Here is a 24,874-nt window from a genome sequence, read left to right on the forward strand (position 1 = left end):
ATGCAGACATTAAGAGGCTAGACCCCTGTGGCATTGACGATTCTTGGCCTGTCCGGCGCCCTTAGCCATGATCCCTCCGCAGCGCTGTACATCGACGGCAAGCTGATCGCGGCGGCCGAGGAAGAGCGCTTCGTACGCGATAAACATGCAAAGAACCGCATGCCCTACGAGTCGGCGAAGTTCTGTCTGGAACAGGCCGGCATCAAGCCGTCCGACGTCGACGTGGTGGCAATCCCGTTCGCCCCGATCAGCCTGTTCGGCGAAGCGCGCTGGCATTACGCCAAGCGTTACTGGTACGCCCCGGATCGCGCCCTCGATGCGATCCTGATGGGCAACCGTCGCTACAAGCGCTATCGCCGCAAGATTGTCTGGTGCCTGGAGCAGCTGGGTTTTGATCCGAAAAAGATCAAGATCGAGCCGGTCGAGCACCACCTGGCCCACGCCTCCAGTGCGTACCACTGCTCGGGCTTCCAGGAGAAAACCGCGATCCTGGGCATCGACGGCAAGGGTGAATACGCCACGACCTTCTTCGGCTACGGCGAAAACGGCAAGATCCACAAGATCAAGGAATTCTTCGACCCGGACTCCCTCGGCGGGCTGTATGGCGCGATCACCGAGTTCCTGGGTTTCGAGATGCTCGACGGTGAGTTCAAGGTCATGGGCATGGCGCCTTACGGCGATGCCAGCAAGTACGACTTCTCGCGCCTGGCCTCGTTTGAAAACGGCGAACTGGTGATCAATACCGACTACGCCAACGTGATCGGCCTGCGTCGATATAAAGAGAAGGGCAAAGGCTTCTACTTCTCGCCGAAGCTGATCGAATGGCTCGGCCCGAAACGTGAAGGCGACATCGCCGACGAGCCGTACATCCACTACGCGGCCAGCATGCAGGCGCTGTTCGAGAAACTTGCGCTGCAGATGATCGACCACTATCTGGGCGACGTGCTCAAGGAAACCGGCAAGCTGGCGTTCGCCGGTGGCTGTGCGTTGAACGTCAAGCTGAACCAGAAAATCATCGCCCGTGACGACGTCAAGGAACTGTTCGTGCAACCGGCTTCCGGCGATGCCGGCACCGCCGTGGGGGCGGCAGCTTATGTGTCCCACGCCCGTGGCGTGCCGGTGGAGAAGATGGAACACGTCTACCTCGGCCCGGCCTACAGCAACGAAGACGTCATCGCCGCCTGCGCCCGCCATCCGAGCAAGCCTGCGTGGCGCAAGATCGACAACACCCCTGAGCGCATCGCCAAGATCATGGTCGACGGCAACCCGGTGGCCTGGTTCCAGGGGCGCATGGAGTTTGGCCCGCGTGCCTTGGGCGGTCGCTCGATCATCGGTTGCCCGAGCGCCAGCGGCGTGGCCGATCGCATCAACGAACAGATCAAGTTCCGCGAGCGCTGGAGGCCTTTCTGCCCGTCGATGCTCGACACGGTCGCACCGCAGATGATCAAGGTCGATCACCCCGCGCCGTTCATGACGTTCACCTTCGAAGTGGCTGAAGAGTGGAAAACCCGCGTGCCGGAAGTCGTCCACGAAGACGGCACATCCCGGGCCCAGGTACTCAAGCGTGAATACAACCCACGCTATTACGACATGATGAAGGCCCTGGAAGTACTGACCGGCAACGGCGTGTCCCTGAACACCTCACTCAACCGCCGTGGCGAACCGATGATCTGCTCGCCTACGGACGCTCTGAACATGTTCTTTGGCTCTGACCTGCAATACCTGATCATGGAGGATATTCTGGTGGTCAAAGACGGCGTGGATGCATATGACACGTTCGGCTGAGCGGCATGTATTGCAGTTCTGTCACGGTTACGATGGGCCGTTCCTCGACTGCGCCCGTCAGTATGCCAGTCTGTTCGCAGGCACTGGCTATCGCGTGACGACAGTGTTTCTTACCGGGGCGGCCGATACGGAAGTGGCCGCCCGTTGCGCCTCTGACGAGGTGCTGTTCATGGAGTACAGCTCCAGTGCCATCAGAGGCTTGAAGCTGGGCGCGATCAGCGATTTGAGAAAGATTGCCGCCTCGCGCAATTTCAGTTTTTGCATCGCCCATCGCTTTAAGCCGATCTACATCACCTTGCTCGCTACCGGTCTGCCGGTGATCGGAGTGCACCACGCGTTGGGGGACTATCAGCGGTTGACCAGACGGGTGTTCGTCCAGTTTTTCCGCAAACGCCTGAGCCTGCTTGGTGTCTCCGATGCAGTGCGTGACGACATTCGTCGTCTCTTGCCGAAATGGCCGGCTAGCCGGATCCAGACCCTCTACAACCGTATCGACCTGGAAGCCATACAGGCTGGCCTGGTGTCCCGGGACGAAGCGCGGCATAGCCTGGGGTTGGATGCCCAGGCCTGGATTGTCGGCAATGTTGGCCGTCTGCACCCGGACAAGGACCAGGCCACGCTGTTGCGAGGTTTTGCCCTGGCGCTGGAGTATTTGCCCGCCAATAGCCAGTTGGTGATTCTCGGCAAGGGCCGTCTGGAACAAGACCTTAAGGAACTGGCGCTGGAACTGGGCATTGCCGACCGTGTGCTGTTCCTCGGTCAGGTGCCTGAAGCGCGTCGCTATTTTCGCGCCTTTGATGTATTCGCTCTGAGTTCTGACCATGAGCCGTTCGGCATGGTGCTGCTCGAAGCCATGGCCGCCGGTGTGCCGCTACTGGCCACCGCCTGCGGTGGAGCAAAGGAAGTGGTGGAGGGTGTCGGCATTTTATTTCCGCTAGGCAATGCCGAACATATGGCGCAGGGGCTGCAACACTTGGCGGCCATGGACGAGTTGCAGCGTCGCAGGTGTGCAGAGCTGATGCTTGATCGCTTGCGTGAACGCTTTTCCGATCGGGCTGCTCGTGAGGCTTTCTGGCGTTTGCCTATGGTCGCCGAACTGGCGTCAAGGGCCTGATCCAATCAGATCCGCAGTTGGCGTCGGCGTAGCAGCCTCGCATGATGAGGCGGGGAAGTCCGTCCGGCGCGATACCGGGTTATTTATCAAGTCGTTCGGTGCCGCAAGGAAGACGATGAAAGTTTTATTTTTGGTCCAGAAAGAGCAGCGGGCCATCCTGGACCGCCTCTATGAAGGCGTGGCAGCCCATTGCGAGTGTGACCTGCGCTGGCTCGACAGCAATGAGCAGCGTAACTTGCGAGGGTATTTCCGGCGTCACGTGGACGTATCGCGTTACGATCGGATCGTATTTTTCCTGCGCTTCAAGCAGGAGATCCGCCAGGCGGCATTCATTCGCACGATCCCGAATCTGGTGATCCTGGAACACGACGCCTATCAGAACTACATTGCGTGCAAATACACGGGCAAGTTCAGTGCCCATTATCGTCGTCTGCCATGGGTGCGGGTCATCAGCTCCGGTTTCATGGTTGCTCAACGTCTTCGCACCGAAGGTTTCGATGCGGTGTTCGTACCCAAAGGCTACGATCAATCGTTATTGCAAAATCAGAATCGCGAGCGGGATATCGAACTGGCCTTTGTAGGAAGCACCAACAGCGCCGCCTACAGTGGGCGCAAGATACTGCTGGATGAGTTGGCACGCGTTGAGCCGCTGGTGGTAACCCGCACCAAGTCCGGGGAAGAGTATTGCGAAACCCTGAACCGCATTCGTTTTTTTGTCAGCGCCGATGTGGGTATGGGCGAGTTCATGATCAAAAATTTCGAAGCCATGGCCTGTGGTTGTGTGCTGCTGGCTTTCGATCAGGGGGTCGATGAAGCACGTGCGCTGGGGTTGCAGGACATGCATAACGTGGTGTTGTATTGCGACGTTGCGCAGCTTCAGGAAAAGCTTTACCGACTGCGAGCTGACCCCGAACTGGCCCATCGTATTGCGCGCAACGGCCATGAGCTGGCGCTGGAACAGTTCAGTTTCGCCCGCATCGGGCAAAAAATCGTTGAGGCACTGGAGCCGCCCTTGCGGCCTCGTGCACCGTTGAGTCTGCTGGAAAAATTGCGCCTGAAACTGGGCGTTTGACGGGAACCGTTCAGCTATCTGGCGTTCGGATGGCGTTTGACTAAATGGTATTTCAGGTGCAGTTTTCCGACGAAAGTGACATTACCCTGGTGGTGACCAGTTGCGGTCGGCTCGATCTGCTCAAGCGAACCCTTGAGAGCTTCGACCATTTCAACACGGCGCCGATTCGTGAAGTCTTCATTACCGAAGATGCCGGCGACGAGGGCGTAAATGCAGTTATCCCAGCGCATTGGAAGGATCGCTGTACCGTATTCGTCAATCGACCGAAGCTGGGGCAATTGGCGTCTATTGACCTGGCGTACGGGCATGTGAAGACCCCTTACATCTTTCACTGTGAGGATGACTGGGAGTTCTATCGCCCGGCCTTTGTAGAAGACTCGCGCAAGATTCTCGAATTACGTCCCGAAATCCTACAGGTCTGGCTGCGCAACTATGTTTACGACCTGTGCGTACACAGCCCTTACATTCGCCTGGGCGAGCGTGAGATCGTCGGCGGCGTGCCGTGTTATCCGCTTATATCCGACAAGCCCGAGTGGCAGAGTTTTTCCCTCAATCCCGGCTTGCGACGCCTGAAGGAGTATCAGCTGTGTGCCCCGTTTGCGGGCTATGGCGGCGAGAAGGCACTGTCGCTTCGCTATGCGCAACTGAACTTGACGGCGGTCACGCTGGAAGGGGATGCTGTTTTGCATACCGGATTCGGCGTCCATGTCGAAGTCCCTGTCGAGCGTCAGCGCAAAGCGCGTCGCAGACGCAGAGAGCAAATCAAGCTCTTTCTGGTTCTTTTGCTCGGAGTCTGCGTTGGCTGGATTATCAATTATTAGATGTCTCGAAGCACGAATCCTGGTCGGCGATAAAAGGTTTGCTGCTTGATGAGCATTATCAATGTTATGTGGGCAGGCGGTTTGCCGTTTGCTTCGGTACACAAGGTCCATCATCAGATCCTTTCGCGAATCGAGCCTGGGATGCCCGTAAAAACCTGGCTTTTGCAGGGGGCGGCTTCTGACTGTCAGGTCGATGTCGGGCCCGCGCATGAGTGGAATCTGACGTCAGCCCGACTCAAGGGGCGGCACATCTGGCGTCTGTTCAGACCCTGGATGCGAAGCCGTTTTCGGGAGGCTTTGCTCGACAGTGATGCCCGCGTGGTATTGCTCGATGGCCTGGGCGTGGCCCGGACTCTCTTGCCTGTGCTCAAGGACATGCCTCAGATCCGCGTGGTGGTGATCTTCCATGGCGCGACACGCCTGCACATTACAAGCCGTGAGTTGCTGCGCGGGTTTCCTGCTTCGCGCCTGAGTCTGGCGGCAGTCTCCGAGACCTTGGCTACGTCGCTGCAGGACGAACTCGGCCTGCCGGTCGTTGCATTACGCAGCGCGTTCGATCCGGTCGCCTTTCAGGCCTCACTCAAGCCTCGTGAGGAGGCTCGCGCCCGTCTGGGTTTATCCTTGGCGGACCAGCGTGTTTTTGGCGCCGTCGGCCGGTTGGTGGGTAAAAAGGGATTTGTCAGCTTGTTGGACGCGTTCGCGCGAGCGGCGTCGGGCCATGGCGATTGGCGCTTGGTCATTGTAGGCGAAGGGCCGAGACGCGATGCGCTCCAGGCTCGGATTACCCAGCCGGATCTTGTTGGCAAGGTCTTGTTGACTGGGCATCTGGAGGATGTCGCGACGCTTTATAAGGCATTCGACTGGGTGTTGATTCCGTCACTCGACGAAGGGCTTGGTCTGATCCTTCAGGAAGCAATACTGGCAGGCATCCCGGTACTGGCCAGCGAAATCGCTGTATTCCGTGAGCAACTGGGGGATACCGGCTGGTACGCACCGGCCAATGACGAAGTGGCTTGGAGTGAGGCGATCACAAGGGCTTCACAAGCTCCAGCTGACGCCGTAGCGCAGGCCCAGTACCAGGCACTGGCCCCTGAGCAGGCTTGGCTGAGTTTCAGCCAGACCGCTCGGAATTTGATCTTAAACGGGCAATAAGGCGCTTTCCAGCGCCTGCATGGGAAAGCTCTCGTTCAGGTTCTCCCTGGCAATATAACGAGCGAAATGTTGCAGGTTGCGACGCACAAGGCGGCGTGGCAGAGGGGAGCGCAGGAAGCGCATGTCGGCCACATCGATCAGTCCCAGCTTGTTCTCAGGAGTGACGACGATGTTACCCAGGTGCAATGAGCGAAAATAAATGCCACGAGCGTGAAGGCTGCGAATCAGCTCGACCAGTGTCGGAAGGGTCTGCTGCCAACTGAAGTTTTCCTGATTCGATAGTTGACGCAGGGTTTTTCCTGGCAGAGGTCGATACAGCACGGCGGTCATGCCGGGCTTTTGCAATTTGTAGAAAGCCAGCACTTCGAGCGTAGGCACGCCGAGTTCCTGCAATCGGGTCGCGTTGCTGATGAACCGCGCTGAATAAGGCCGTAAAAGGGCCGAAGAAAAAAACCGCTTGAGGCGAAACAATTTGAGGATATTCCCATCCTGCAACAGATAGACTTTCGGGCCGTGGCCGTCGGCCTCCAGAATACTGGCGCCTTCAATCAATTGATTCAAAGCGGCTTGGGGAAGCCGTGAGGATTGCATCGTAGGAAAGCCTTGTTGAAAAAAGAACCGGTGCCGTAGCGGGCCATGATGCCCAAAAGTTTGTGTTTTAACCATGCCGGTTTTGGCTGGTAGACCGTTTAGGAGCGATAGATGTACGCGACGCGTTGGGCACAGGCGTGGATGGCCTTTGGCTTGTTATGGTTTTTGATGGCGATAGCCCTGGCACCGACCAACAAGGTCTATCAGCAAGGTTTGATCGCGTTTCTCTGGTTGCCGGTGATTATCTTCGCTTGGTCAGCGCGCCATCGGCTGTTGGAGGTGTGGCGTGCCCAGCGGTTGATTTACCTGACGCTTCTGGCGTTGGCGGCCTGGGCGCTGATTACACTGTTATGGTCCGAGGTGTCGGAGCCAGGCCGCGAAGCCAAGCGACTGCTCTATATCCTGGCGTTCCTGTTGTTTTTCCCAATCCTTGCCAATCGTCAGCCCGAGCGAGTGATTCGTATCATGCAGTGGGGAGGGCTGGGGCTTGCGCTCGTCGCGCTGGTGTCGATTGTCGACTTCTACGGCATTGAAGGGCGCAACTGGGTGGCGCGCCTGGAGGGGTTGGGCAAGCTTTCCCATCCGATCCTGGGCACCTACGTGATTGGGCTGGCGGCGGTCTGGATGCTGCACTGGGTGCCGCGCCATATCGGGTTGCAGGTACTTTGGGCGTTGGCGTTGGCTGTGCTGGGTGTCTTTGTCGTGATGTCCCAGAGTCGCGGCGCGGCCCTGGCCTTGTTGCTAAGTGTGCTGGCAATGCCTCTTTACTGCACCGACCAGCGTACACGGGTCATCGCCGCCATGACTGTGGTGCTGGCCATGCTGACCTTCTGGTTGCTTGAACCGCTGGTGATGGCCAGAGGTGCGTCCTATCGGCCCGAGATTTTAATGTCGAGCCTGCATATGATCGCCGAACGGCCGTGGGGTGGCTTGGGGTTGGCGGGTGACTACAGGGTCGCGATTCCAGGCCACTCTTTTGATCACGCGCATAACCTGTTCAGCCACGTTGCCATTCAGCTCGGGCTACCTGGGCTGCTGCTTTGGTGCACGGTCTGGTTCGCTGTGCTGCGTGAAGCCTGGCGTGCCCGGGACACCCTGCTGGGCCGAGGCGTGCTGGGCATGTGGGTATTTTCATTCCTGGCGATGCAGTTCGACGCCGCGAGCCTGACAGGAACCCCTCGCGCGGAATGGTTCATCAGTTGGCTGCCGATCGGCTTGGCCGGGGTTTTGGTCTGGGCACGGGCCAAGCCGGGCGCCTGTGATAAAGTTCCGTGTTCTTCTTAATCAGTGAGCTCGACAATGAGTGACGCACCGCCCAAAACGGAACAGGATTCCAGCCTGAAGATCTATTTTCGTTTGCTGGGATACGTCAAACCCTACGCTGGCATTTTCCTGCTGAGTATCCTGGGCTTCGTGATATTTGCGTCCACCCAACCCATGTTGGCGGGGATTCTCAAATATTTTGTCGATGGTCTGAGCAATCCCAATGCGGTGCTCTTTCCCACCGTTCCGTATCTCAAGGACTTGAAACTGCTGATGGCGGTGCCGCTGCTGATCATTCTGATCGCTGCCTGGCAGGGCCTGGGGTCGTTCCTGGGAAACTATTACCTGGCCAGGGTATCCCTGGGACTGGTGCACGACCTGCGGGTCGAACTGTTCAACAAACTGTTGGTGCTGCCTAACCGCTACTTCGATACGCACAACTCCGGGCATCTGATTTCCCGAATCACGTTTAACGTCACCATGGTTACCGGCGCCGCCACCGATGCTATCAAGGTGGTGATTCGTGAAGGTCTCACTGTGGTCTTCCTCTTCGCTTACCTCGTCTGGATGAACTGGAAGCTGACGCTGGTGATGTTGGCGATCCTGCCTTTGATTGCATTAATGGTGAGCAGCGCCAGTAAAAAATTCCGCAAGCAAAGTAAAAAAATCCAGGTGGCCATGGGCGACGTTACTCATGTCGCGTCCGAAACCATCCAGGGGTACCGCGTGGTGCGCAGTTTTGGTGGCGAGGGCTACGAAAAGCAGCGCTTTGCCAATGCCAGCCAGGGTAATACCGATAAACAACTGCGCATGACTCGCACCGGCGCTGTCTATACACCCATGCTGCAACTGGTGATTTACACCGCCATGGCGGCTCTGATGTTCCTGGTGCTTTTTCTGCGTGGCGATGCGACGGCTGGCGATCTGGTGGCTTACATTACTGCGGCGGGCTTGTTGCCCAAGCCGATTCGCCAGCTTTCGGAAGTCAGCTCCACCATCCAGAAAGGCGTGGCCGGTGCTGAAAGCATTTTTGAACAACTGGACGTCGAGCCGGAAGTCGATAGGGGAACGGTCGAGAAGGAGCGCGTCAGCGGCCGTCTGGAGGTTCGCAATCTGAGTTTCACCTACCCTGGCGCTGATCGGGAGGTGCTCAAGGACATCAGTTTCACGGCGGCACCTGGGCAGATGATTGCACTGGTGGGGCGTTCAGGTAGCGGTAAGTCGACCCTGGCGAGCCTCATCCCGCGCTTCTATCACCATGACGTCGGGCAGATTTTTCTCGACGAGGTGGAAATAGAAGACTATCGCCTGCGCAACCTGCGTCGACATGTCGCCCAGGTCACCCAGCACGTCACACTGTTCAACGACACGGTGGCCAACAATATCGCCTACGGGGATTTGGCCGGCGCGCCACGGGCCGATATTGAGAAGGCGGCTGAAGACGCCTACGCCATGGACTTTATTGCGCAGCTGCCCAAGGGGCTGGACACCGAGGTGGGTGAAAACGGCGTGCTGTTGTCCGGCGGGCAGCGTCAGCGTCTGGCCATTGCCAGGGCCCTATTGAAGAACGCACCGTTGCTGATTCTCGATGAAGCCACGTCGGCCCTGGATACCGAGTCCGAACGGCATATCCAGGCCGCGCTGGATCAGGTCATGAAAGGCCGCACTACGCTGGTCATTGCGCATCGTTTGTCGACCATCGAAAAGGCCGATCTGATCCTGGTGATGGATCAGGGCCGGATTGTCGAGCGTGGTGTTCACAGCGAGCTATTGGCGCAGAATGGCTATTATGCTCGTCTCCACGCCATGGGATTGGACGCTCCCACTCAGGACATCGCCTGAGTACGGGTCAAGCCTGTGGGGGGCTGTGCTCCTGCAGGCATTTGTATCTAATCGCTTACTTGTAGTGACCAACCCACAATAAATCTATGACCCGCGCTTGATATGGTTCCGACTACAGGAAGTCCTGCTGAACGAATTTTGGATCATGAGGGGGTAACCCCCAGCGCGCGGGTATTCGAATGCTGCAACGTTATCTCTGGAAGCTGCTGCCCAAGTCGCAGCGCTCCTTCTTGTTGGGACGCTTGTCGGTGGTTGACCGACAGATCGTGAACAAATCGATGTCAGCCAACTGCCGCTTCCCCAAAGCCTTCGCGCAGCGCGCTTGTCTGTTCATCCATGTGCCCAAGTGCGCCGGAAGCAGCATTTGCACGGGCATGTTCGATGGCTACAGCCCGGGTCACTTGCCGCTGTACTGGTACCAGGAGCAATTTCCAGAGCAGTACGCGGGCAGCTTCAAATTTGCTTTTGTCCGTGACCCGTTGGAGCGCACATATTCGGCCTATGCTTTCCTGCGAGGGAATACGTTGGGAGCACGCGATCATGCCGCACAAAACCTGGTAAGCCATTATCGGGACTTCGATGATTTCGTCGCCCGCTGGCTGCATCCGGAAAACATTACACGGCAATTGCATTTCACCGCCCAGACGGATTTCCTCACCGACTCCCTTGGCCACTTGGCGATGGACTTCATCGGTTATCAGGAGTACCTGAGCCGTGATTATCAAAGGGTGTGCGAGCATTTGGGGTTGACTGCAACGTTGCCCCACGTAAATCGTACCCAGCAACGCGTGGCGTTGCCGGTCCGGGAAATCTGCTCTGTGCGTACCCGCCGTTTGGTACGGCGAGTGTATCAACGTGACTACGAGATGCTCGGCTATGAATGAAACGTCAAAGGTGTTGATGCCAACGTCAGAGATTGGCCCTTGCGCACTGGCTGTTGCGCCAAAGGACCGGGCCGCGATCAAGTCCCAGAGGCCGCGTTGTATCTGGCTGACTGGGCTATCAGGTGCGGGCAAGTCTGCGCTGGGCAATGCTTTGGAGGTGCAGCTCAACCAGCAAGGCTTGCACACCTGCCTGCTCGACGGCGACAACCTGCGCCGGGGGTTGTGCCGTGACCTGGGGATGGACGCCGAGGCGCGCAAGGAAAATATCCGGCGGATTGGCGAAGTGGCGCGCTTGATGGTCGATGCCGGCCTGATCGTGATAGTGGCAGCAATCTCCCCGTTTCGCGCTGATCGGGAGACGGCGCGAAAATTGTTCCCTCAGGGCGTCTTTCTGGAGGTTTATGTAAGCACGCCTTTTGAAGTTTGCGCCCAGCGTGATCCCAAGGGGTTGTATCGGGAAGCGCGCGCCGGGCGGATCAAGAATTTCACCGGGCTCGACAGCCCCTACGAGGCGCCGCTGTCGCCCGACTGTGAGATCGATACCAGCGAGGTGGAACTGGCCCAAGCCGTTGGCCGACTTTCGGCACTGCTGCAAAAGGAATGAAAAAAGCGCAGGTCAGGAGGGCCATGGACGAGCCTTCGCCAACCCTGTGCTAATATCGCGGCCCTGTTCATTTTGTATGTGGGATGCTCCATGAAGTTGTCCATGCCGCGATTCGATCAAGCCCCTGTATTGGTGGTCGGCGATGTCATGCTCGACCGCTATTGGCATGGCGGTACCTCACGGATTTCCCCTGAGGCGCCGGTTCCGGTGGTCAAGGTCGAACACATCGAGGACCGTCCCGGTGGTGCCGCCAACGTTGCCTTGAACATCGCCGCCCTTGGTGCACCGGCCTCTCTGGTGGGGGTGACCGGTGACGACGAAGCCGCCGACAGCCTGACCAATAGCCTCAATGGCGCCGGCGTGCGGGCGATATTCCAGCGGGTTGCGCACCAGCCGACCATCGTCAAGCTGCGGGTCATGAGCCGTCACCAGCAACTGTTGCGGATCGATTTCGAAGAACCGTTCGCCACCGATCCCCTGGCCCTCGGGGCGGAGGTCGATAACCTGCTCGAAGGCGTCAAGGTGCTGGTGTTGTCGGACTACGGCAAAGGTGCGTTGAAAAACCATCAGGCGCTGATCCAGGCCGCTCGTGCCCGTGGCATTCCGGTACTGGCTGACCCCAAGGGCAAGGATTTCTCGATCTACCGCGGCGCGAGCGTGATCACGCCGAATCTCAGCGAATTCGAAACCATCGTCGGCGGTTGCGCCGATGAGCACGAACTGGTGAGCAAAGGCGCTCAGCTGATGCAAGACCTCGACCTCGGCGCTTTGCTGGTGACCCGTGGCGAACATGGCATGACCCTGCTGCGTCCCGATCATCCGGCGTTGCACCTGCCGGCGCGTGCCCGTGAAGTGTTCGACGTGACTGGTGCCGGCGATACCGTGATTTCCACCCTGGCCGCGGCCATCGCCGCCGGCGAGGAACTGCCCCATGCGGTGGCCCTGGCGAACCTGGCGGCGGGCATTGTCGTCGGCAAGCTCGGTACTGCCGCCATCAGCGCCCCGGAGCTACGCCGCGCGATCCAGCGCGAAGAAGGCTCCGAGCGGGGCGTGCTGGGCCTGGAGCAATTGCTGCTGGCCGTCGACGACGCCCGTGCCCACAACGAGACAATCGTTTTCACCAACGGCTGCTTCGACATCCTGCATGCTGGCCACGTGACCTATCTCGAGCAAGCCAGGGCCCAGGGCGATCGCCTGATCGTCGCGGTCAACGACGATGCATCCGTGAGTCGTCTCAAAGGGCCGGGGCGGCCGATCAACAGCGTCGACCGGCGCATGGCGGTCCTGGCTGGTCTTGGCGCGGTGGATTGGGTGATCAGCTTCAGCGAAGGCACGCCGGAAAACCTGCTGCGCGAGGTCAAGCCGGATGTGCTGGTCAAGGGCGGTGACTACGGGATCGATCAGGTCGTGGGAGCGGACATTGTCGCGGCCTACGGCGGCACTGTGAAGGTGTTGGGGCTGGTGGAAAACAGCTCGACGACGGCGATTGTGGAAAAGATCCGCAATCACTGAGCCTTTGCTGGTGACAATGTGTCAGGCAATGCGCCAACCTGTGGGAGCGAGCCTGCTCGCGATAGCGATGTGTCAGCCAAATCGAGGCTGACGGGTCCAACGCCATCGCGAGCAGGCTCGCTCCCACAGGGCCCATCACCAACTCGATGACGTTAACGAGCCACCTTGCGCGGCACGATCTTCTTGAGCAATTGCCGGGCCTTGCCCCTCAGCCGGGTCAGCCCCGACTCCTTGCCCGGTGGCGTCAGCCCTTGCTGGTGCAGCCAATCCTTCCAGCGAATCCGCTCGTCTCGTACCAGCCAGCCGTCCTGCCTGGCAAAACTCTCCGCCAGGTACAGCCCGCGGGTGCTGGCCGGGTACAGTTGATCCTTCTTCAAGGTGTACAGCTCGGGCAAGGGTTGGCCGTCCTGTAGCGGCATCAGGTAAAGATCAGGTCGCTTGCGGTCCAGGCGCGCCACCAGTTGGTCTCCCTCCAGGCGCTCATCCACATGAAACAGGCTCAGGGACTTGGCTTCCTTGGGCACATCCAGGCGCAAATCGTAAATCAGTTGCAGCGAGGCCGTCGGCAGGTGCACGTAGGCGCGTGGTCGCTCGATCAGTTGCAGGTTGGCGCTGCGCACTGGGCGGGCCGAACCGGACAGCGGCGTCAGGCGAAACGGCAAGGCTTCACGATAATGCAGGGCGGTGGCGTATGGCGCGGGCAACCAGGTGTCATTGAAGCGTCCGCCAAGCCAGCCCTCGGGGGTTTCCAGAAGGCATTCTTCGGCAATTTCACTGATGGCGGTGAGCAGCGGCAGGTTCAGTTCATGGGCCGGGACATAACCGGAAATCAACTTGAGCACCACGTCGCCGCGGTCCTGTCGACGCTGGCGCACCAGCACCCAATAGTCGCGGTTCTGCCAGTGCAGGGTCAGGCGCACCGAGACACCGAGGTTTGCCAGTTCCAGGGAAAAACGCTCGGGGTCGTCCACCGTCACCGGACGGCGCCGCTGCAGGGTTTGGGAAAAATTCAATGGCATCCCGACGCTCTGGTAAGTCAGGCCTTCGGGTGTCGCTTCGACGAACAGGGGCAGGGTCTTGAAGTTGCTGGGGTTTTTTCTGATGAGCGTGCGCGGCATGTCGGCTCCTTCCTTAAGGCCGCGCAGGGCGGCGTCAGTTTTTACGTAGGACCTTGGCTACGGTCGCGACGTTATGGGCGAGGTGCAGCGGATTGATGGTGCCGACAATAGCACTGGCGACACCGGGATGTTCAAACAACAGTTCGAAGCTGGCCCGGACCGGGTCCACACCCGGGTTCAGGCAGACGTGACCGCTGGCCAAGGCTTTCTTCACCAGAATGGCCTTGCCATGCAAGGCTGCGTAGTCAATGACAGTCTTCTCGTTTCGTTCGTTCAGATTGTAGGTGACCATCGCGCAATCGCCTTGCTCCAGGGCTTTCAAACCGCCCTCGACGGTTTTGCCGGAAAAGCCGAAGCCGCCGATCTTGCCCTCGCGCTTGAGCGCCGCCAGGGTTGGGTAGACCTCGCTGTCGTTGAGGATCGCCAGGTCGTTGCCGTCGGAGTGCACCAGCACCATGTCGATGTAGTCCGTTTCCAGGCGCTTGAGGCTGCGTTCCACCGAGAGTCGGGTGTGGGCGGCACTGAAATCGTGGTGCGACTGGCCGTCACTGAACTCTTCACCGACCTTGCTGACAATCACCCAATCCTGACGCTGGCCGCGCAACAACGGGCCCAGGCGTTCTTCGCTGCGGCCATAGGCCGGCGCGGTGTCGATCAGGTTGATGCCCAGGTCACGCGCCAGTTTGAGCAGCATGCGCGCTTCGTCGTCATCGGGAATCTGGAAACCGTTGGGGTATTTGACCCCCTGGTCGCGGCCGAGCTTGACGGTCCCCAGGCCCAGGGGTGAAACCCGCGGGCCGTTATTGCCCAGCGGGCGATGCAAGTCGTGCAGGGTCGGTTGGCTCATGGCAGCAGTTGCTCCCAGGCCGGGATGCCCATGGGCGGTTTCGGCAGGTCCGGCAATGGCGCCGGATGGCTGGGGGTGATGCCATCGCGTTGTAGCGTGGCGATCACTCGATCGGCAAAGTCCGGGGCCAGGGCCAGTTTGGTCGGCCAGCCCACCAGCAGGCGATCCTGTTCGGCGAGAAAGGCGTTGTCCGGGCGGGTCAGGCCCGATTGCAGCGGTTCGGCGCGGTCGACCCGCAGCGTGGCCCATTGTGCGGCGCTGAGGTCGACCCAGGGCAGCAATTGGCCAAGTTCTTTCTGGGCGGTAGCAATCTGCGCGGCGGGCTCGCGGGCCACGCCGTCGGCTTCGGCAATGTCGCCGCCCAAGTACCAGACCCATTGGCCATCGGCGGCCGGGTGGGTGGTCACGGTGATGCGCGGCTTCGGCCCGCCCCCCAGGCAGTGAGCGTACAGCGGCTTGAGGCTCGGTCCCTTGACCAGCACCATGTGCAATGGCCGACGCTGCATGGCCGGTTGCTCCAGGCCCAGGGCACTGAGCAGATCGGCGGTGCCGGCCCCGGCGCTGAGGACGATACGCTGGGCGCGGATCTCGCGGCCATCAACCTTGAGGCCGATCAGTTCGTCGCCGTCGCGCAACGGCTCGATATCTTTGCCGGCCAGCAAACCATCGCCGGCCAGATCTGCCAGCCGCGCAAGCAGGCTGGGGACGTCCACCACCAACTCGGCCAGGCGATAGACCTTGCCCTTGAAGCGCTTGTCTTGCAGGGCCGGCGGCAGTTGCTCGCCCTTGACCTGATCGACCCGCCCACGCACGGCCTTGCTGGCGAAGAAGCTGGTGAGGTTGCCGGCCAGGGTGCCGGGAGACCAGAGGTAGTGAGCTTCGGACAGCAGGCGCACGCCGGACAGATCCAGTTCGCCCTCGCCGGCCAGGGCTTCGCGCCAGCGGCGTGGCATGTCGGCGATGGCTTCCGAGGCGCCGGTGAGGGCACCGTGCAAGGCGTACTTGGCGCCACCATGGATGATGCCCTGGGATTTGATGCTCTGCCCGCCGCCGAGGCTGGCGCTTTCCACCAACACAGTCGAAAAGCCCTGGCGGCGCAGGCGCGCATTCAGCCAGAGGCCGGCGACTCCGGCGCCGACAATCAGAACGTCGGTGGAAATAACGGATGGCATGCAGCGACCTCAGTGTTCAAGACGAGGGCGCAGTATACAGACTCGATGGATGGAGTTTTCGCCGCTCAACCTGTGGGAGCAACGCTTGCTCGCGATACCGGCGCCTCGGTTCCAGAGAGACCGCGTCATTTTATCGCGGGCAAGCCTTGCTCCCACAGATTTCTCCTTGCCACACATGTGCTATCAGCCCCATTAATCCATGTTTTCAGTGCCCGGCAGTCTTGGAAAACAGCTGGATCACCACCACCCCCAGTACAATCAACGCCATCCCCAGCATCGCCGGCACGTCCAGCTTCTGCCCGTAGATGAACAGCGCCGCCACGCTGACCATGACGATCCCCATCCCAGCCCAGACCGCATATGCCACGCCCACCGGAACGGTGCGCACCACCAGGGTCAGCATCCAGAATGCGATGCCGTAGCCAGCGATCACCAGCAGCAGAGGCAGGGGTGTGCTCAAGCCTTTGATCGCTTTCATCGACACGGTGGCGATCACTTCGGCGCAGATGGCGATGGCCAGGTAGTAGTAAGCGTTCATAGGCGAAAATCCTCTTGAAGGGTGCGTCTTTCTGTGTGGACATTTTAGGGCGCGGTCAGATGGGGTAAAGTCATTACCTATCTGTATACGAGATAGGTCGGGTCATGAGTGTTCTGTGGAATCTGGAGCAGCTGCGGCTGTTTGTCGGTGTCGCCGAGAAACGTTCGTTTTCCGCCGTGGCGCGGGACCAGCGCAAGGCTCAATCGGCCATTAGCAGCGCGATTGCGTTGTTGGAAACCGACCTGGGCGTGACGCTGTTCGAGCGCAGCAGTGGCCGCCAGCCGAAGCTCACCGAAGCCGGCGAGGCCTTGTTGGAAGAGGCGCGGGAAGTGCTGCGCCAGTGTGAGCGTCTCAATGGCCGGGCCCTGGCCCTGATGCGCGGTCAGGAGGCGATGTTGCGCCTGGCTCAGGATGAGGCGATGCCCTATCAGCCGGTCATCGACAGCCTGGCGGCCCTGGCCGAGCGGTTCCCGACCCTCGAGGTACAACTGGCCAGCGCCGCGCAGGGTGATGTGGCGCGCAAACTGGTGGAGCGCCGCGCTGACCTGGGGTTGTTGTTTTATCACGACCAGATCCCCGAAGCGCTGGAGCGCCGGGTGCTGGGCAGCGTCGAGATGGTCACGGTCTGTGGCAGGGGGCATCCACTGGCGAGCCATGATTACGTGACCTGCCTGGAAATGGCCCGGCATCGGCAATTGCTCATGGCGACCCAGTCCAGTGTCTACCCCGGGAGTGAACAGGCCAGCCCGCAGGTCTGGCGCGCCGACAGTTTCTACGTCTTGGCCGAATGGCTGAGAAGCGGCCTGGGCTGGGCGTGGCTGCCACGGCATGTGGTGCAGTACCCGGCGTACCTGGGGGATATGGTCGAGCTCAACAGTGAGTGGACCCCGCCGGCCCTGGTGGTGGAACTGGTCTGGCGCCGCGACGAGCCTTTGGGCCCGGCCGCGCGCTGGCTGGCGGAACGTTTTGCCGTGCAGTTGCAGGCGATCGGCTGAAAACCCGATAAACTCCGCCGCCATGAACAGAACTCTCTATAGCGCATTGTTTTATCTGGGACTGCCACTGGTAGCGATTCGGCTCTGGTTGCGGGCACGCAAGGCGCCGGCCTACGCCCGGCGCATCGGCGAGCGTTTTTCCTGGGGGTTGCCGGTGATGGTGCCGGGAGGCATCTGGGTCCACGCCGTGTCGGTGGGCGAGAGCATTGCCGCCGCGCCGATGATCCGCGCCTTGCTGCAACGTTATCCACAGCTGCCGATCACGGTCACCTGCATGACGCCCACCGGTTCCGAGCGCATCCAGGCGTTGTTCGCCAACGAGCCGCGCATCCAGCATTGCTATTTGCCCTACGACTTGCCCTGCGCGGCCAACCGTTTCCTCGATCGGGTTCGGCCGGTGCTCGCGGTGATCATGGAAACCGAATTGTGGCCCAACCACATTCATCAATGCGCCAGGCGCGGCATCCCTGTTGCCCTGGCCAACGCGCGACTGTCGGAGCGTTCTGCGCGCGGTTATGCACGTTTGCCCAAACTCACCCGGCCAATGCTCGCCGAGATGAGCCTGTTCGCTGTCCAGACCGAAGCCGAGGCCGAGCGCTTGCGCCAGTTGGGTGCCCGGGCGCAAACCGTCGAGGTCACCGGTTCGATCAAGTTCGACCTGACCATCGACCCGCAACTGCTGGAAAGCGCCAGCGCCTTGCGCCACGAGTGGCAAGCGACGGAGCGCCCGGTGTGGATCGCCGCCAGTACCCATGAAGGCGAAGATGAGGTGGTGCTGGCCGCCCACCGTCGGCTGCTCGCCAGTTATCCCGATGCGCTGCTGATCCTGGTGCCGCGCCATCCCGAGCGTTTCGATTCAGTGCATCAATTGTGTGAGAACGAAGGTTTCGCCACGGTGCGGCGTTCCTGCGCACAGCCTGTCACTGCCCAGACCACGGTGCTGCTGGGCGATACCATGGGCGAGCTGTTGTTTCTCTACGCGCTGGCCGACAGCGCGTTTGTCGGCGGCAGCCTGGTACCCAACGGCGGCCATAACCTGCTGGAGCCGGCGGCACTGGCCAAGCCGGTGCTCAGCGGGCCGCACCTGTTCAACTTCCTCGAAATCGCCGCGCAACTGCGGGCTGCCGGGGCGCTGGCGGAAGTCGAAGATGCCGAAAGCCTGGCTCTGGCGGTACAACGCCTGTTCGAACTGCCTCGCGATGCCCAGCGCATGGCCGAGGCGGGGCTTGCGGTGATGCGCACCAATCAGGGCGCGTTGCAGCGGTTACTGGAGGGGTTGGGGCGGTTGATCGACTGAGTATCTGTGGGAGCAACGCTTGCTCGCGATGCAAGCGCCCCGGTTCCAGGGCGATCGAGTTGTATTCATCGCGGGCAAGCCTTGCTCCCACAGGAGGTCGCTGGCAGAGCTTCCCTCCGAGGGGTTACTGCGTCGGCCGCGAGCGCAGTTGCTCCGCCGCAGCCTGTGCCAGATCCGGCGGTAGAAAGTCCTTGTCCGGGTTGTAGTCGGGTTTGAGATAGCGCGACAGGTCCTGCAGATCCGACGGGCTCAACGTACCCGCTGCCTGCTTGAGCCGCAGGTTGTCGAGGATGTAGTCGTAGCGGGCGTTGTTGTAGTTGCGCACCGAGGTGTACAGCTGACGCTGGGCATCGAGTACATCGACGATGTTGCGCGTGCCCACCTGGTAACCGATCTCCGTGGCTTCCACTGCGCTCTGGTTGGAGATGATGGACTGGCGGCGGGCCTGGACCTGTTCCACATCGGTATTCACCGCCCGGTGCAGGTTGCGGGTGTTCTCCACCACCTGCCGGCGCAGGGCCTCGCGCTGTTGTTCGGTCTGAGTCAGTTGCGAGTAGGATTCGCGCACCTGAGAGCTGGTCAGCCCGCCGCTGTAGATCGGGATGCTCAATTGCAGGCCGATGGTGCGTTGCTCGGCATCGCCACCATAACGCTGGCCGGTGGGGCTGGGGTTGGTAAAACCGAGGCCATCGTTGTCGCCTTTTTTGTATTGGGCGATCGCATCGAGGGTCGGGGCATGCCCGGACTTGCGCTGACGCAGGGTGTCTTCGGCGGCCGTGACGGCGTAGTTGCTGGCCAGCAGATTGAGGTTCTGCTTGGCGGCCGTATCGACCCAGGCCTTGGCGTCGTTCGGTGCCGGCGGCAGGATCGGCAGCGTGTGGACGATGCCCTGGAGCGAGTTGTACTGACGGTTGGTCAGGGTGATCAGGGCTTCGAAGGCGTCGTCGACCTGCCGCTGGGCCAGGATCCGGTTGGCTCGCGCGGTGTCGTAGCTGGCCTGGGATTGCAGCACGTCGGTCTTGTCCGACAGACCCACGTCGAAGCGCTCGTTGGACTGGTCGAGCTGACGCTTGAACGCCGCTTCCTCGGCCTTGGTCGAGGCCAGGTTGTCCTGGCTGCGCAGCACGTTGAAATAGCTCTCGGCGCTTTGCAGGATCATGTTCTGTTCAGTGGCCGAGAGTTGCAGCGACGCTTGTTCGTTGACCGACTTCGCCGCCTGGAACTGAAACCAGCGATCGGCACGGAAAATCGGCTGGGACAGCGTGGCCTGGTAGACCGTACCGCTACGGGAGGCGGTCATGGCGGGCTCGTCGAGCTCGGTACGGGTGTTGTTCAGGTCGGCACCGGCCGACAGGTTGGGTAACAACCCGGCGCGCGCCTGGGGCACCACTTCTTTCTGGGCGCCATACTGGGCGCGGGCGGCGGCCAGGTCGGCGTTGTTGTCCACCGCTTCCTGATACACGCTCACCAGATCGGTTTTGGTGGTCAAGGGCGCTTCGGCAGCCCAGGCCATTCCATTGGACGCACAAGACACGGCAAGGGCCAGTGAGAGTTTGCGCAGCATGAGGCGTTCCCTACTTCTCAAATGATTGCGCACAAGAGGCGCGGCGTAGCGAGTGTAGTTGCGCGCACGCACGGCAACAATCCTGTATATGCGCCATTCATCACGCCTTTTGCCGTCGCGATGGCGTTCTGCGGTGGTTATGTCTAGACTGGCCGGGTTCTTGTCGGGGTGCCTTGCTATGAGGCTGAGATCGAATAATTTCGGATCCCGTTGAACCTGATCAGGTTAGCGCCTGCGTAGGGAACAAGATTTCTCGTCACCCGGCGAGTCCTCTTGTGCTTCGTCCGGGATGTTGTTCGACAATCGACTTTCGATCTTCGAGCATCCTCGAGCAGCAAGCACAGCGTCCGCACTCTCGTGCAGGGACGCGTCCATTCGTTACAGGTTCGCTCCGACAAAAATCCACTGCCTGGATGTGTGTCTGGAGAGCCCGTGATGACGACAAAATCAAAAAACGCGACCAACCTCAGTGATTCGGCCAAGGTCGATGAGCAATCGGTTCAGCCCTTTACCCGCTCGCAAAAAATCTATGTCCAGGGCAGCCGCCCGGATATTCGCGTGCCCATGCGCGAAATCAGCCTCGACGTGACCCCCACCGACTTTGGCGGCGAAATCAATGCGCCCGTGGTGGTGTACGACACTTCGGGTCCCTACACCGACCCGAATGTGATCATCGACGTACGCAAAGGCCTGGCCGATGTGCGCTCACCGTGGATCGAAGCCCGTGGCGACACCGAGCGCCTGGCGGGACTGAGCTCCAACTTCGGCCAGGAACGCCTGGCCGATCCCGAGCTGACCAAACTGCGCTTCGCCCATGTGAACAACCCGCGTCGCGCCAAACCCGGCGCCAACGTCAGCCAGATGCACTACGCGCGCAAAGGCATCATCACCGCTGAGATGGAATACGTCGCCATCCGCGAAAACATGAAGCTGGAAGTGGCCCGCGCCGCCGGCCTGCTGGACCAGCAACACGCCGGCCACAGCTTCGGTGCCAGTGTGCCGAAAGTCATCACCCCGGAATTCGTGCGTGACGAAATCGCCCGGGGGCGCGCGATCATCCCGGCCAACATCAACCACACCGAACTGGAACCGATGATCATCGGCCGTAACTTCCTGGTGAAGATCAACGGCAACATCGGCAACAGCGCACTGGGCTCGTCCATCGAAGAAGAAGTGGCGAAGCTGACCTGGGGCATTCGCTGGGGTTCGGACACGGTCATGGACCTGTCCACTGGCAAGCACATCCACGAAACCCGCGAGTGGATCATCCGCAACTCGCCGGTTCCGATCGGCACCGTGCCGATCTATCAGGCCCTGGAAAAAGTCGGCGGCGTGGCCGAAGACCTGACCTGGGAGCTGTTCCGCGACACGTTGATCGAACAGGCCGAGCAGGGCGTCGACTACTTCACCATCCACGCCGGCGTGCTGCTGCGTTATGTGCCGATGACCGCCAAGCGCGTCACCGGCATCGTCAGCCGTGGCGGCTCGATCATGGCCAAGTGGTGCCTGGCGCACCACAAAGAGAACTTCCTCTACACCCACTTCGAAGACATCTGCGAAATCATGAAGGCCTACGACGTCAGCTTCTCGCTGGGCGATGGCCTGCGTCCGGGTTCGATTGCCGACGCCAACGACGAAGCGCAGTTCGGTGAGCTGGAAACCCTCGGCGAGCTGACCAAGATCGCCTGGAAGCATGACGTGCAGTGCATGATCGAAGGCCCGGGCCACGTGCCGATGCAGTTGATCAAAGAGAACATGGACAAGCAGTTGGAGTGCTGCGACGAGGCGCCGTTCTACACCCTCGGCCCGCTGACCACCGATATTGCGCCGGGCTATGACCACATCACCTCCGGTATCGGTGCGGCGATGATTGGCTGGTTCGGTTGCGCCATGCTCTGCTACGTCACCCCGAAAGAACACTTGGGGCTGCCAAACAAGGATGACGTGAAGACCGGGATCATCACCTACAAGATCGCCGCGCATGCGGCCGATCTGGCCAAAGGGCACCCAGGCGCGCAAATCCGCGACAACGCCTTGAGCAAGGCGCGTTTCGAGTTCCGCTGGGAAGACCAGTTCAACCTCGGCCTGGACCCGGACACCGCCCGCTCGTACCACGACGAAACCCTGCCGAAGGATTCGGCCAAGGTCGCGCATTTCTGCTCGATGTGCGGGCCGAAGTTCTGCTCGATGAAAATCACCCAGGAAGTGCGCGAATACGCGGCCAACCAGCGCATTGAAGCGGTGGATGTCGAGGTCGCCCAGGGCTTGGCGGAACAGGCTGAGCGGTTCAAGAAGGAAGGTAGTCAGCTGTACAAGAAAGTGTGATTTGAGCTGTGGGGGGCGGTGTTTTCACTGCCCTCATCGCGAGCAAGCTCGCTCCCACAGGGGATCTGCTGTGGACGCAAAGTCTGTGTGCGCCGTTGATCCTCTGTGGGAGCGAGCTTGCTCGCGATAGCGGCCAAAAAAACAACAAATATTCCTCTGAGATAACAACCCTTGAACATCCAACCCAGCACCTACTCTCCCGACGCCGCCGTCCCCTTGGACAGGCGCGTCTTCGGCGCCCGTGATCTGTTCTCCCTGTGGTTTTCCCTCGGCATCGGCCTGATGGTCTTGCAGGTTGGCGCCTTGCTCGCGCCGGGCCTGGGCCTGAGCGGTTCGTTGCTGGCGATTTTCCTCGGCACGCTGGTGGGCGTCCTGCTGCTGGCGGCCGTCGGAGTGATCGGCAGTGACACCGGCCTGTCGGCCATGGCCGCCCTCAAGCTCAGCCTCGGCGGCAAGGGCGCGAGCGTGCCGGCGGTGTTGAACCTGCTGCAGTTGATCGGTTGGGGCTCATTCGAAATCATCGTCATGCGTGACGCCGCCAGCCTGCTCGGCGCCCGGGCCTTCAGCGAAGGCAGCCTGGGGTCGAACCCACTGCTGTGGACATTATTTTTCGGCGCACTGGCGACCCTGCTGGCAGTGAGCGGGCCGCTGACGTTCGTGCGTAAGGTCCTGCGCAAGTGGGGCATCTGGCTGCTGCTGGCGGCGTGCATCTGGCTGACCTGGAACCTGTTTGCCAAGGCTGATCTGGCGGCGTTGTGGGCGCGGGCGGGAGATGGTTCGATGCCGTTTGCCGTCGGTTTCGACATTGCGATAGCCATGCCGCTGTCCTGGTTGCCGCTGATTGCCGACTACTCACGCTTCGGCAAACGCGCAAAAAACGTCTTCGGCGGCACCGCGCTGGGGTTCTTTATCGGTAATTTCTGGCTGATGAGCCTGGGCGTGGCCTACACCCTGGCGTTCGCGCCGAGCGGTGAAGTCAACGCGCTGTTGCTGGCCCTGGCGGGCGCCGGGTTGGGTATCCCGCTGCTGCTGATTTTGCTGGATGAATCGGAAAATGCCTTCGCTGATATCCACTCGGCGGCGGTGTCCAGCGGCATGCTGACGGGGTTGAAAGTCGAGCACCTGGCCTTGGCGATTGGCGTGGTCTGCACCTTGATCGCCTGCTTCGCGCCGTTGGCGCAGTATCAGAATTTCCTGTTGCTGATCGGCTCGGTGTTCGCACCGCTGTTCGGGGTGGTGCTGGTGGACCACTTCATCCTGCGCAAGCGCGCCAGCCGGGTCGTGTCAGCGGCGTTGTGCTGGCCGGCACTGTTGGCCTGGCTGGGCGGGGTGAGCACCTATCACCTGCTGGCCAACTTCTACCCGGACATCGGCGCCACCCTGCCGTCGCTGGTCCTGGCAGGGTTGCTGCAACTGATACTGGGCCGGGCTTTCAACTACGGCCGGGAAACAGCTCGGGCTTGAGGATGCCATTGAGGCGCGGGTAAGCGATCTTCAGTTCGATGTGGCCCAGGGCGTATGGCGCGATAGTGCTCACTTGGTACTTGAGGATCACCCCGCCGTAGGTCAGCGCCACGTTCGGGGTTTTCTGGAACGGCCACTGCTTCACGAACTCCGGTTCCTGATCCAGTTTGGTGCTGATCAGCCAGCTGTTGTGGGCGACCTGCACGGCTTTCCAGAACGCCTCTTCCTGGCCCGGCAGCAGCATGTCCGACAGCGTCAATACCTTGTGCTGCTGGCGCGAATAGTTGATGAAACCGCGCCCCGGCGTACCGTGCGCACCTCCAGTGTCCAGGTAACTGGACAATTCGATGATCACCAAGCCGTCATGCTGCTCCCGTACCTTGGCTTGCAAGTAACTGCTGTTGCGCGGCGCTGCGCTGCGCAAAAACTGCTCGCGGTAGGCGGCCAGCGTCGGCGCCACCGGAGCGTCCGGTGTGGTGCGGGTCATTTGCAGCAGGCGTTTCTCGATAATGCCGTCCAAGGCCGGCTCGGCGGGAAAGCGCAGGGTGTCAATGTTGACCAGGGGGCAGTCGGCGCTGGCGCATCCTGGTTGCAGTTGTTCCGAGGCATCGCGGGTGGTTTCCAGCGGAGCGCGGTAGTTGGGTTGGAACAGGCTTTGGCAAGCGCCCAGGGTCAGGGCAATAGTGGCCACGCAAAGGGTTTTGAAAAGCGACATGGGCGTCCTTCATGAAACAGGGAAAGGCGAAAAGTTACCCGCTTCGACTGTCGGCAGGGCAATCAGTTCGCCACTAAGCTCATTAGAGTGGCTTTGAGGGCAGCCGTCTATCCCGATGACTGGAAAGGGGCTGCATCAAACGGTACGGGCGCGTTAGGATGGCGCGAAGCCGAGGCTGGAACCTCGCATCGATCCGCTG

21 protein-coding genes and 1 riboswitch are annotated in these 24,874 nt (G+C 60.6%); of the genes, 14 read left to right on the forward strand and 7 right to left on the reverse strand.

Annotated features, from left to right (window positions below):
• The first annotated feature begins 27 nt into the window (after positions 1-27).
• The 5 genes from PSH91_RS02530 to PSH91_RS02550 all read left to right on the forward strand — a co-directional run bounded on the left by PSH91_RS02530 (position 28) and on the right by PSH91_RS02550 (position 5,944).
• Positions 28-1,785, forward strand: coding sequence for a carbamoyltransferase (locus PSH91_RS02530; RefSeq protein WP_047225903.1), 1,758 nt, complete (start codon positions 28-30; stop codon positions 1,783-1,785).
• On the forward strand, positions 1,769-2,899 hold the full coding sequence (locus PSH91_RS02535) for a glycosyltransferase (protein WP_305467195.1): 1,131 nt from the start codon (positions 1,769-1,771) through the stop codon (positions 2,897-2,899). The genes PSH91_RS02530 and PSH91_RS02535 overlap by 17 nt, the downstream gene beginning before the upstream one ends.
• Positions 2,900-3,014: 115 nt before the next feature.
• Positions 3,015-3,971, forward strand: coding sequence for a glycosyltransferase (locus PSH91_RS02540; protein WP_047225901.1), 957 nt, complete (start codon positions 3,015-3,017; stop codon positions 3,969-3,971).
• A gap of 56 nt (positions 3,972-4,027) precedes the next feature.
• Positions 4,028-4,792 (forward strand): glycosyltransferase family 2 protein, encoded by a 765-nt coding sequence (locus tag PSH91_RS02545; RefSeq protein WP_305468490.1) that lies wholly within the window; start codon positions 4,028-4,030, stop codon positions 4,790-4,792.
• 48 nt (positions 4,793-4,840) lie between these two features.
• Positions 4,841-5,944, forward strand: coding sequence for a glycosyltransferase (locus PSH91_RS02550; protein WP_305467197.1), 1,104 nt, complete (start codon positions 4,841-4,843; stop codon positions 5,942-5,944).
• Here the strand turns inward: PSH91_RS02550 and PSH91_RS02555 are convergent.
• The gene (locus tag PSH91_RS02555; RefSeq protein WP_305468492.1) at positions 5,930-6,535 is read right to left on the reverse strand and encodes a lipopolysaccharide kinase InaA family protein; all 606 of its coding nucleotides are present in this window, start codon (positions 6,533-6,535) and stop codon (positions 5,930-5,932) included. The genes PSH91_RS02550 and PSH91_RS02555 overlap by 15 nt on opposite strands.
• A 111-nt stretch (positions 6,536-6,646) precedes the next feature.
• Between PSH91_RS02555 and PSH91_RS02560 the strand changes: the two genes are divergently transcribed.
• The 5 genes from PSH91_RS02560 to hldE all read left to right on the forward strand — a co-directional run bounded on the left by PSH91_RS02560 (position 6,647) and on the right by hldE (position 12,640).
• Positions 6,647-7,819 (forward strand): O-antigen ligase, encoded by a 1,173-nt coding sequence (locus PSH91_RS02560; RefSeq protein ID WP_305467199.1) that lies wholly within the window; start codon positions 6,647-6,649, stop codon positions 7,817-7,819.
• Positions 7,820-7,834: 15 nt separating this feature from the next.
• Complete coding sequence (gene msbA / locus PSH91_RS02565; protein ID WP_047225897.1) at positions 7,835-9,640, forward strand: lipid A export permease/ATP-binding protein MsbA; 1,806 nt, start codon at positions 7,835-7,837, stop codon at positions 9,638-9,640.
• Between the two features lie 179 nt (positions 9,641-9,819).
• Positions 9,820-10,524 (forward strand): sulfotransferase family 2 domain-containing protein, encoded by a 705-nt coding sequence (locus PSH91_RS02570; protein ID WP_107321434.1) that lies wholly within the window; start codon positions 9,820-9,822, stop codon positions 10,522-10,524.
• The gene (gene cysC / locus PSH91_RS02575) at positions 10,517-11,128 is read left to right on the forward strand and encodes an adenylyl-sulfate kinase (RefSeq protein ID WP_305467203.1); all 612 of its coding nucleotides are present in this window, start codon (positions 10,517-10,519) and stop codon (positions 11,126-11,128) included. Before PSH91_RS02570 ends, cysC begins: the two co-directional genes overlap by 8 nt.
• Positions 11,129-11,218: 90 nt before the next feature.
• A complete protein-coding gene (gene hldE, locus PSH91_RS02580) occupies positions 11,219-12,640 on the forward strand; it encodes a bifunctional D-glycero-beta-D-manno-heptose-7-phosphate kinase/D-glycero-beta-D-manno-heptose 1-phosphate adenylyltransferase HldE (RefSeq protein WP_047225895.1) in 1,422 nt (473 codons plus the stop codon).
• A gap of 152 nt (positions 12,641-12,792) precedes the next feature.
• Here the strand turns inward: hldE and PSH91_RS02585 are convergent, their stop codons facing one another.
• The 4 genes from PSH91_RS02585 to PSH91_RS02600 all read right to left on the reverse strand — a co-directional run bounded on the left by PSH91_RS02585 (position 12,793) and on the right by PSH91_RS02600 (position 16,315).
• Positions 12,793-13,758, reverse strand: coding sequence for a hypothetical protein (locus PSH91_RS02585; protein ID WP_047225894.1), 966 nt, complete (start codon positions 13,756-13,758; stop codon positions 12,793-12,795).
• Positions 13,759-13,792: 34 nt separating this feature from the next.
• Positions 13,793-14,605 carry an aldo/keto reductase gene (locus tag PSH91_RS02590; RefSeq protein WP_047225893.1) on the reverse strand — a complete coding sequence of 271 codons (813 nt, stop codon included), beginning with the start codon at positions 14,603-14,605 and terminating at the stop codon, positions 13,793-13,795.
• A complete protein-coding gene (locus tag PSH91_RS02595; protein ID WP_047225892.1) occupies positions 14,602-15,777 on the reverse strand; it encodes an FAD-binding oxidoreductase in 1,176 nt (391 codons plus the stop codon). The genes PSH91_RS02590 and PSH91_RS02595 overlap by 4 nt, the downstream gene beginning before the upstream one ends.
• Before the next feature lie 205 nt (positions 15,778-15,982).
• The gene (locus PSH91_RS02600) at positions 15,983-16,315 is read right to left on the reverse strand and encodes a multidrug efflux SMR transporter (RefSeq protein ID WP_047225891.1); all 333 of its coding nucleotides are present in this window, start codon (positions 16,313-16,315) and stop codon (positions 15,983-15,985) included.
• A 104-nt stretch (positions 16,316-16,419) separates the two neighbouring features.
• On the opposite strand from PSH91_RS02600, the gene PSH91_RS02605 reads away from it, so the two are divergent.
• Both PSH91_RS02605 and waaA read left to right on the forward strand, forming a co-directional pair.
• A complete protein-coding gene (locus tag PSH91_RS02605) occupies positions 16,420-17,310 on the forward strand; it encodes a LysR family transcriptional regulator (protein WP_047225890.1) in 891 nt (296 codons plus the stop codon).
• 22 nt (positions 17,311-17,332) lie between these two features.
• Positions 17,333-18,607, forward strand: a complete 1,275-nt coding sequence (waaA, locus tag PSH91_RS02610; RefSeq protein ID WP_160893748.1) for a lipid IV(A) 3-deoxy-D-manno-octulosonic acid transferase — start codon at positions 17,333-17,335, stop codon at positions 18,605-18,607.
• 124 nt (positions 18,608-18,731) lie between these two features.
• Here the strand turns inward: waaA and PSH91_RS02615 are convergent, their stop codons facing one another.
• Positions 18,732-20,171, reverse strand: coding sequence for a TolC family outer membrane protein (locus tag PSH91_RS02615; protein ID WP_047225888.1), 1,440 nt, complete (start codon positions 20,169-20,171; stop codon positions 18,732-18,734).
• A 154-nt stretch (positions 20,172-20,325) separates the two neighbouring features.
• Positions 20,326-20,431, forward strand: a riboswitch (TPP riboswitch).
• Positions 20,432-20,606: 175 nt separating this feature from the next.
• Between PSH91_RS02615 and thiC the strand changes: the two genes are divergently transcribed.
• Positions 20,607-22,496, forward strand: a complete 1,890-nt coding sequence (thiC, locus tag PSH91_RS02620) for a phosphomethylpyrimidine synthase ThiC (RefSeq protein ID WP_076382918.1) — start codon at positions 20,607-20,609, stop codon at positions 22,494-22,496.
• 171 nt (positions 22,497-22,667) lie between these two features.
• Positions 22,668-23,960, forward strand: a complete 1,293-nt coding sequence (gene cytX / locus PSH91_RS02625; protein WP_047225886.1) for a putative hydroxymethylpyrimidine transporter CytX — start codon at positions 22,668-22,670, stop codon at positions 23,958-23,960.
• Here cytX and PSH91_RS02630 read toward each other — a convergent pair.
• Positions 23,929-24,675, reverse strand: a complete 747-nt coding sequence (locus tag PSH91_RS02630; RefSeq protein ID WP_076382914.1) for a DUF3298 domain-containing protein — start codon at positions 24,673-24,675, stop codon at positions 23,929-23,931. The genes cytX and PSH91_RS02630 overlap by 32 nt on opposite strands.
• Between the last annotated feature and the right edge of the window lie 199 nt (positions 24,676-24,874).

Source organism: Pseudomonas sp. FP1154, assembly GCF_030687245.1.
Classification (GTDB): Bacteria; Pseudomonadota; Gammaproteobacteria; order Pseudomonadales; family Pseudomonadaceae; genus Aquipseudomonas; species Aquipseudomonas rhizophila.

Coding starts and splice junctions, on each gene's coding strand:
- thiC (WP_076382918.1), top strand. CDS start 20,607: ATGACGACAAAATCAAAAAACGCGACCAACCTCAGTGATTCGGCCAAG.
- waaA (WP_160893748.1), top strand. CDS start 17,333: ATGAACAGAACTCTCTATAGCGCATTGTTTTATCTGGGACTGCCACTG.
- PSH91_RS02605 (WP_047225890.1), top strand. CDS start 16,420: ATGAGTGTTCTGTGGAATCTGGAGCAGCTGCGGCTGTTTGTCGGTGTC.
- PSH91_RS02590 (WP_047225893.1), bottom strand. CDS start 14,605: ATGAGCCAACCGACCCTGCACGACTTGCATCGCCCGCTGGGCAATAAC.
- PSH91_RS02595 (WP_047225892.1), bottom strand. CDS start 15,777: ATGCCATCCGTTATTTCCACCGACGTTCTGATTGTCGGCGCCGGAGTC.
- PSH91_RS02615 (WP_047225888.1), bottom strand. CDS start 20,171: ATGCTGCGCAAACTCTCACTGGCCCTTGCCGTGTCTTGTGCGTCCAAT.
- PSH91_RS02555 (WP_305468492.1), bottom strand. CDS start 6,535: ATGCAATCCTCACGGCTTCCCCAAGCCGCTTTGAATCAATTGATTGAA.
- PSH91_RS02600 (WP_047225891.1), bottom strand. CDS start 16,315: ATGAACGCTTACTACTACCTGGCCATCGCCATCTGCGCCGAAGTGATC.
- PSH91_RS02535 (WP_305467195.1), top strand. CDS start 1,769: ATGACACGTTCGGCTGAGCGGCATGTATTGCAGTTCTGTCACGGTTAC.
- PSH91_RS02550 (WP_305467197.1), top strand. CDS start 4,841: ATGAGCATTATCAATGTTATGTGGGCAGGCGGTTTGCCGTTTGCTTCG.
- PSH91_RS02570 (WP_107321434.1), top strand. CDS start 9,820: ATGCTGCAACGTTATCTCTGGAAGCTGCTGCCCAAGTCGCAGCGCTCC.
- PSH91_RS02585 (WP_047225894.1), bottom strand. CDS start 13,758: ATGCCGCGCACGCTCATCAGAAAAAACCCCAGCAACTTCAAGACCCTG.
- msbA (WP_047225897.1), top strand. CDS start 7,835: ATGAGTGACGCACCGCCCAAAACGGAACAGGATTCCAGCCTGAAGATC.
- cysC (WP_305467203.1), top strand. CDS start 10,517: ATGAATGAAACGTCAAAGGTGTTGATGCCAACGTCAGAGATTGGCCCT.
- hldE (WP_047225895.1), top strand. CDS start 11,219: ATGAAGTTGTCCATGCCGCGATTCGATCAAGCCCCTGTATTGGTGGTC.
- PSH91_RS02560 (WP_305467199.1), top strand. CDS start 6,647: ATGTACGCGACGCGTTGGGCACAGGCGTGGATGGCCTTTGGCTTGTTA.
- PSH91_RS02540 (WP_047225901.1), top strand. CDS start 3,015: ATGAAAGTTTTATTTTTGGTCCAGAAAGAGCAGCGGGCCATCCTGGAC.
- PSH91_RS02630 (WP_076382914.1), bottom strand. CDS start 24,675: ATGTCGCTTTTCAAAACCCTTTGCGTGGCCACTATTGCCCTGACCCTG.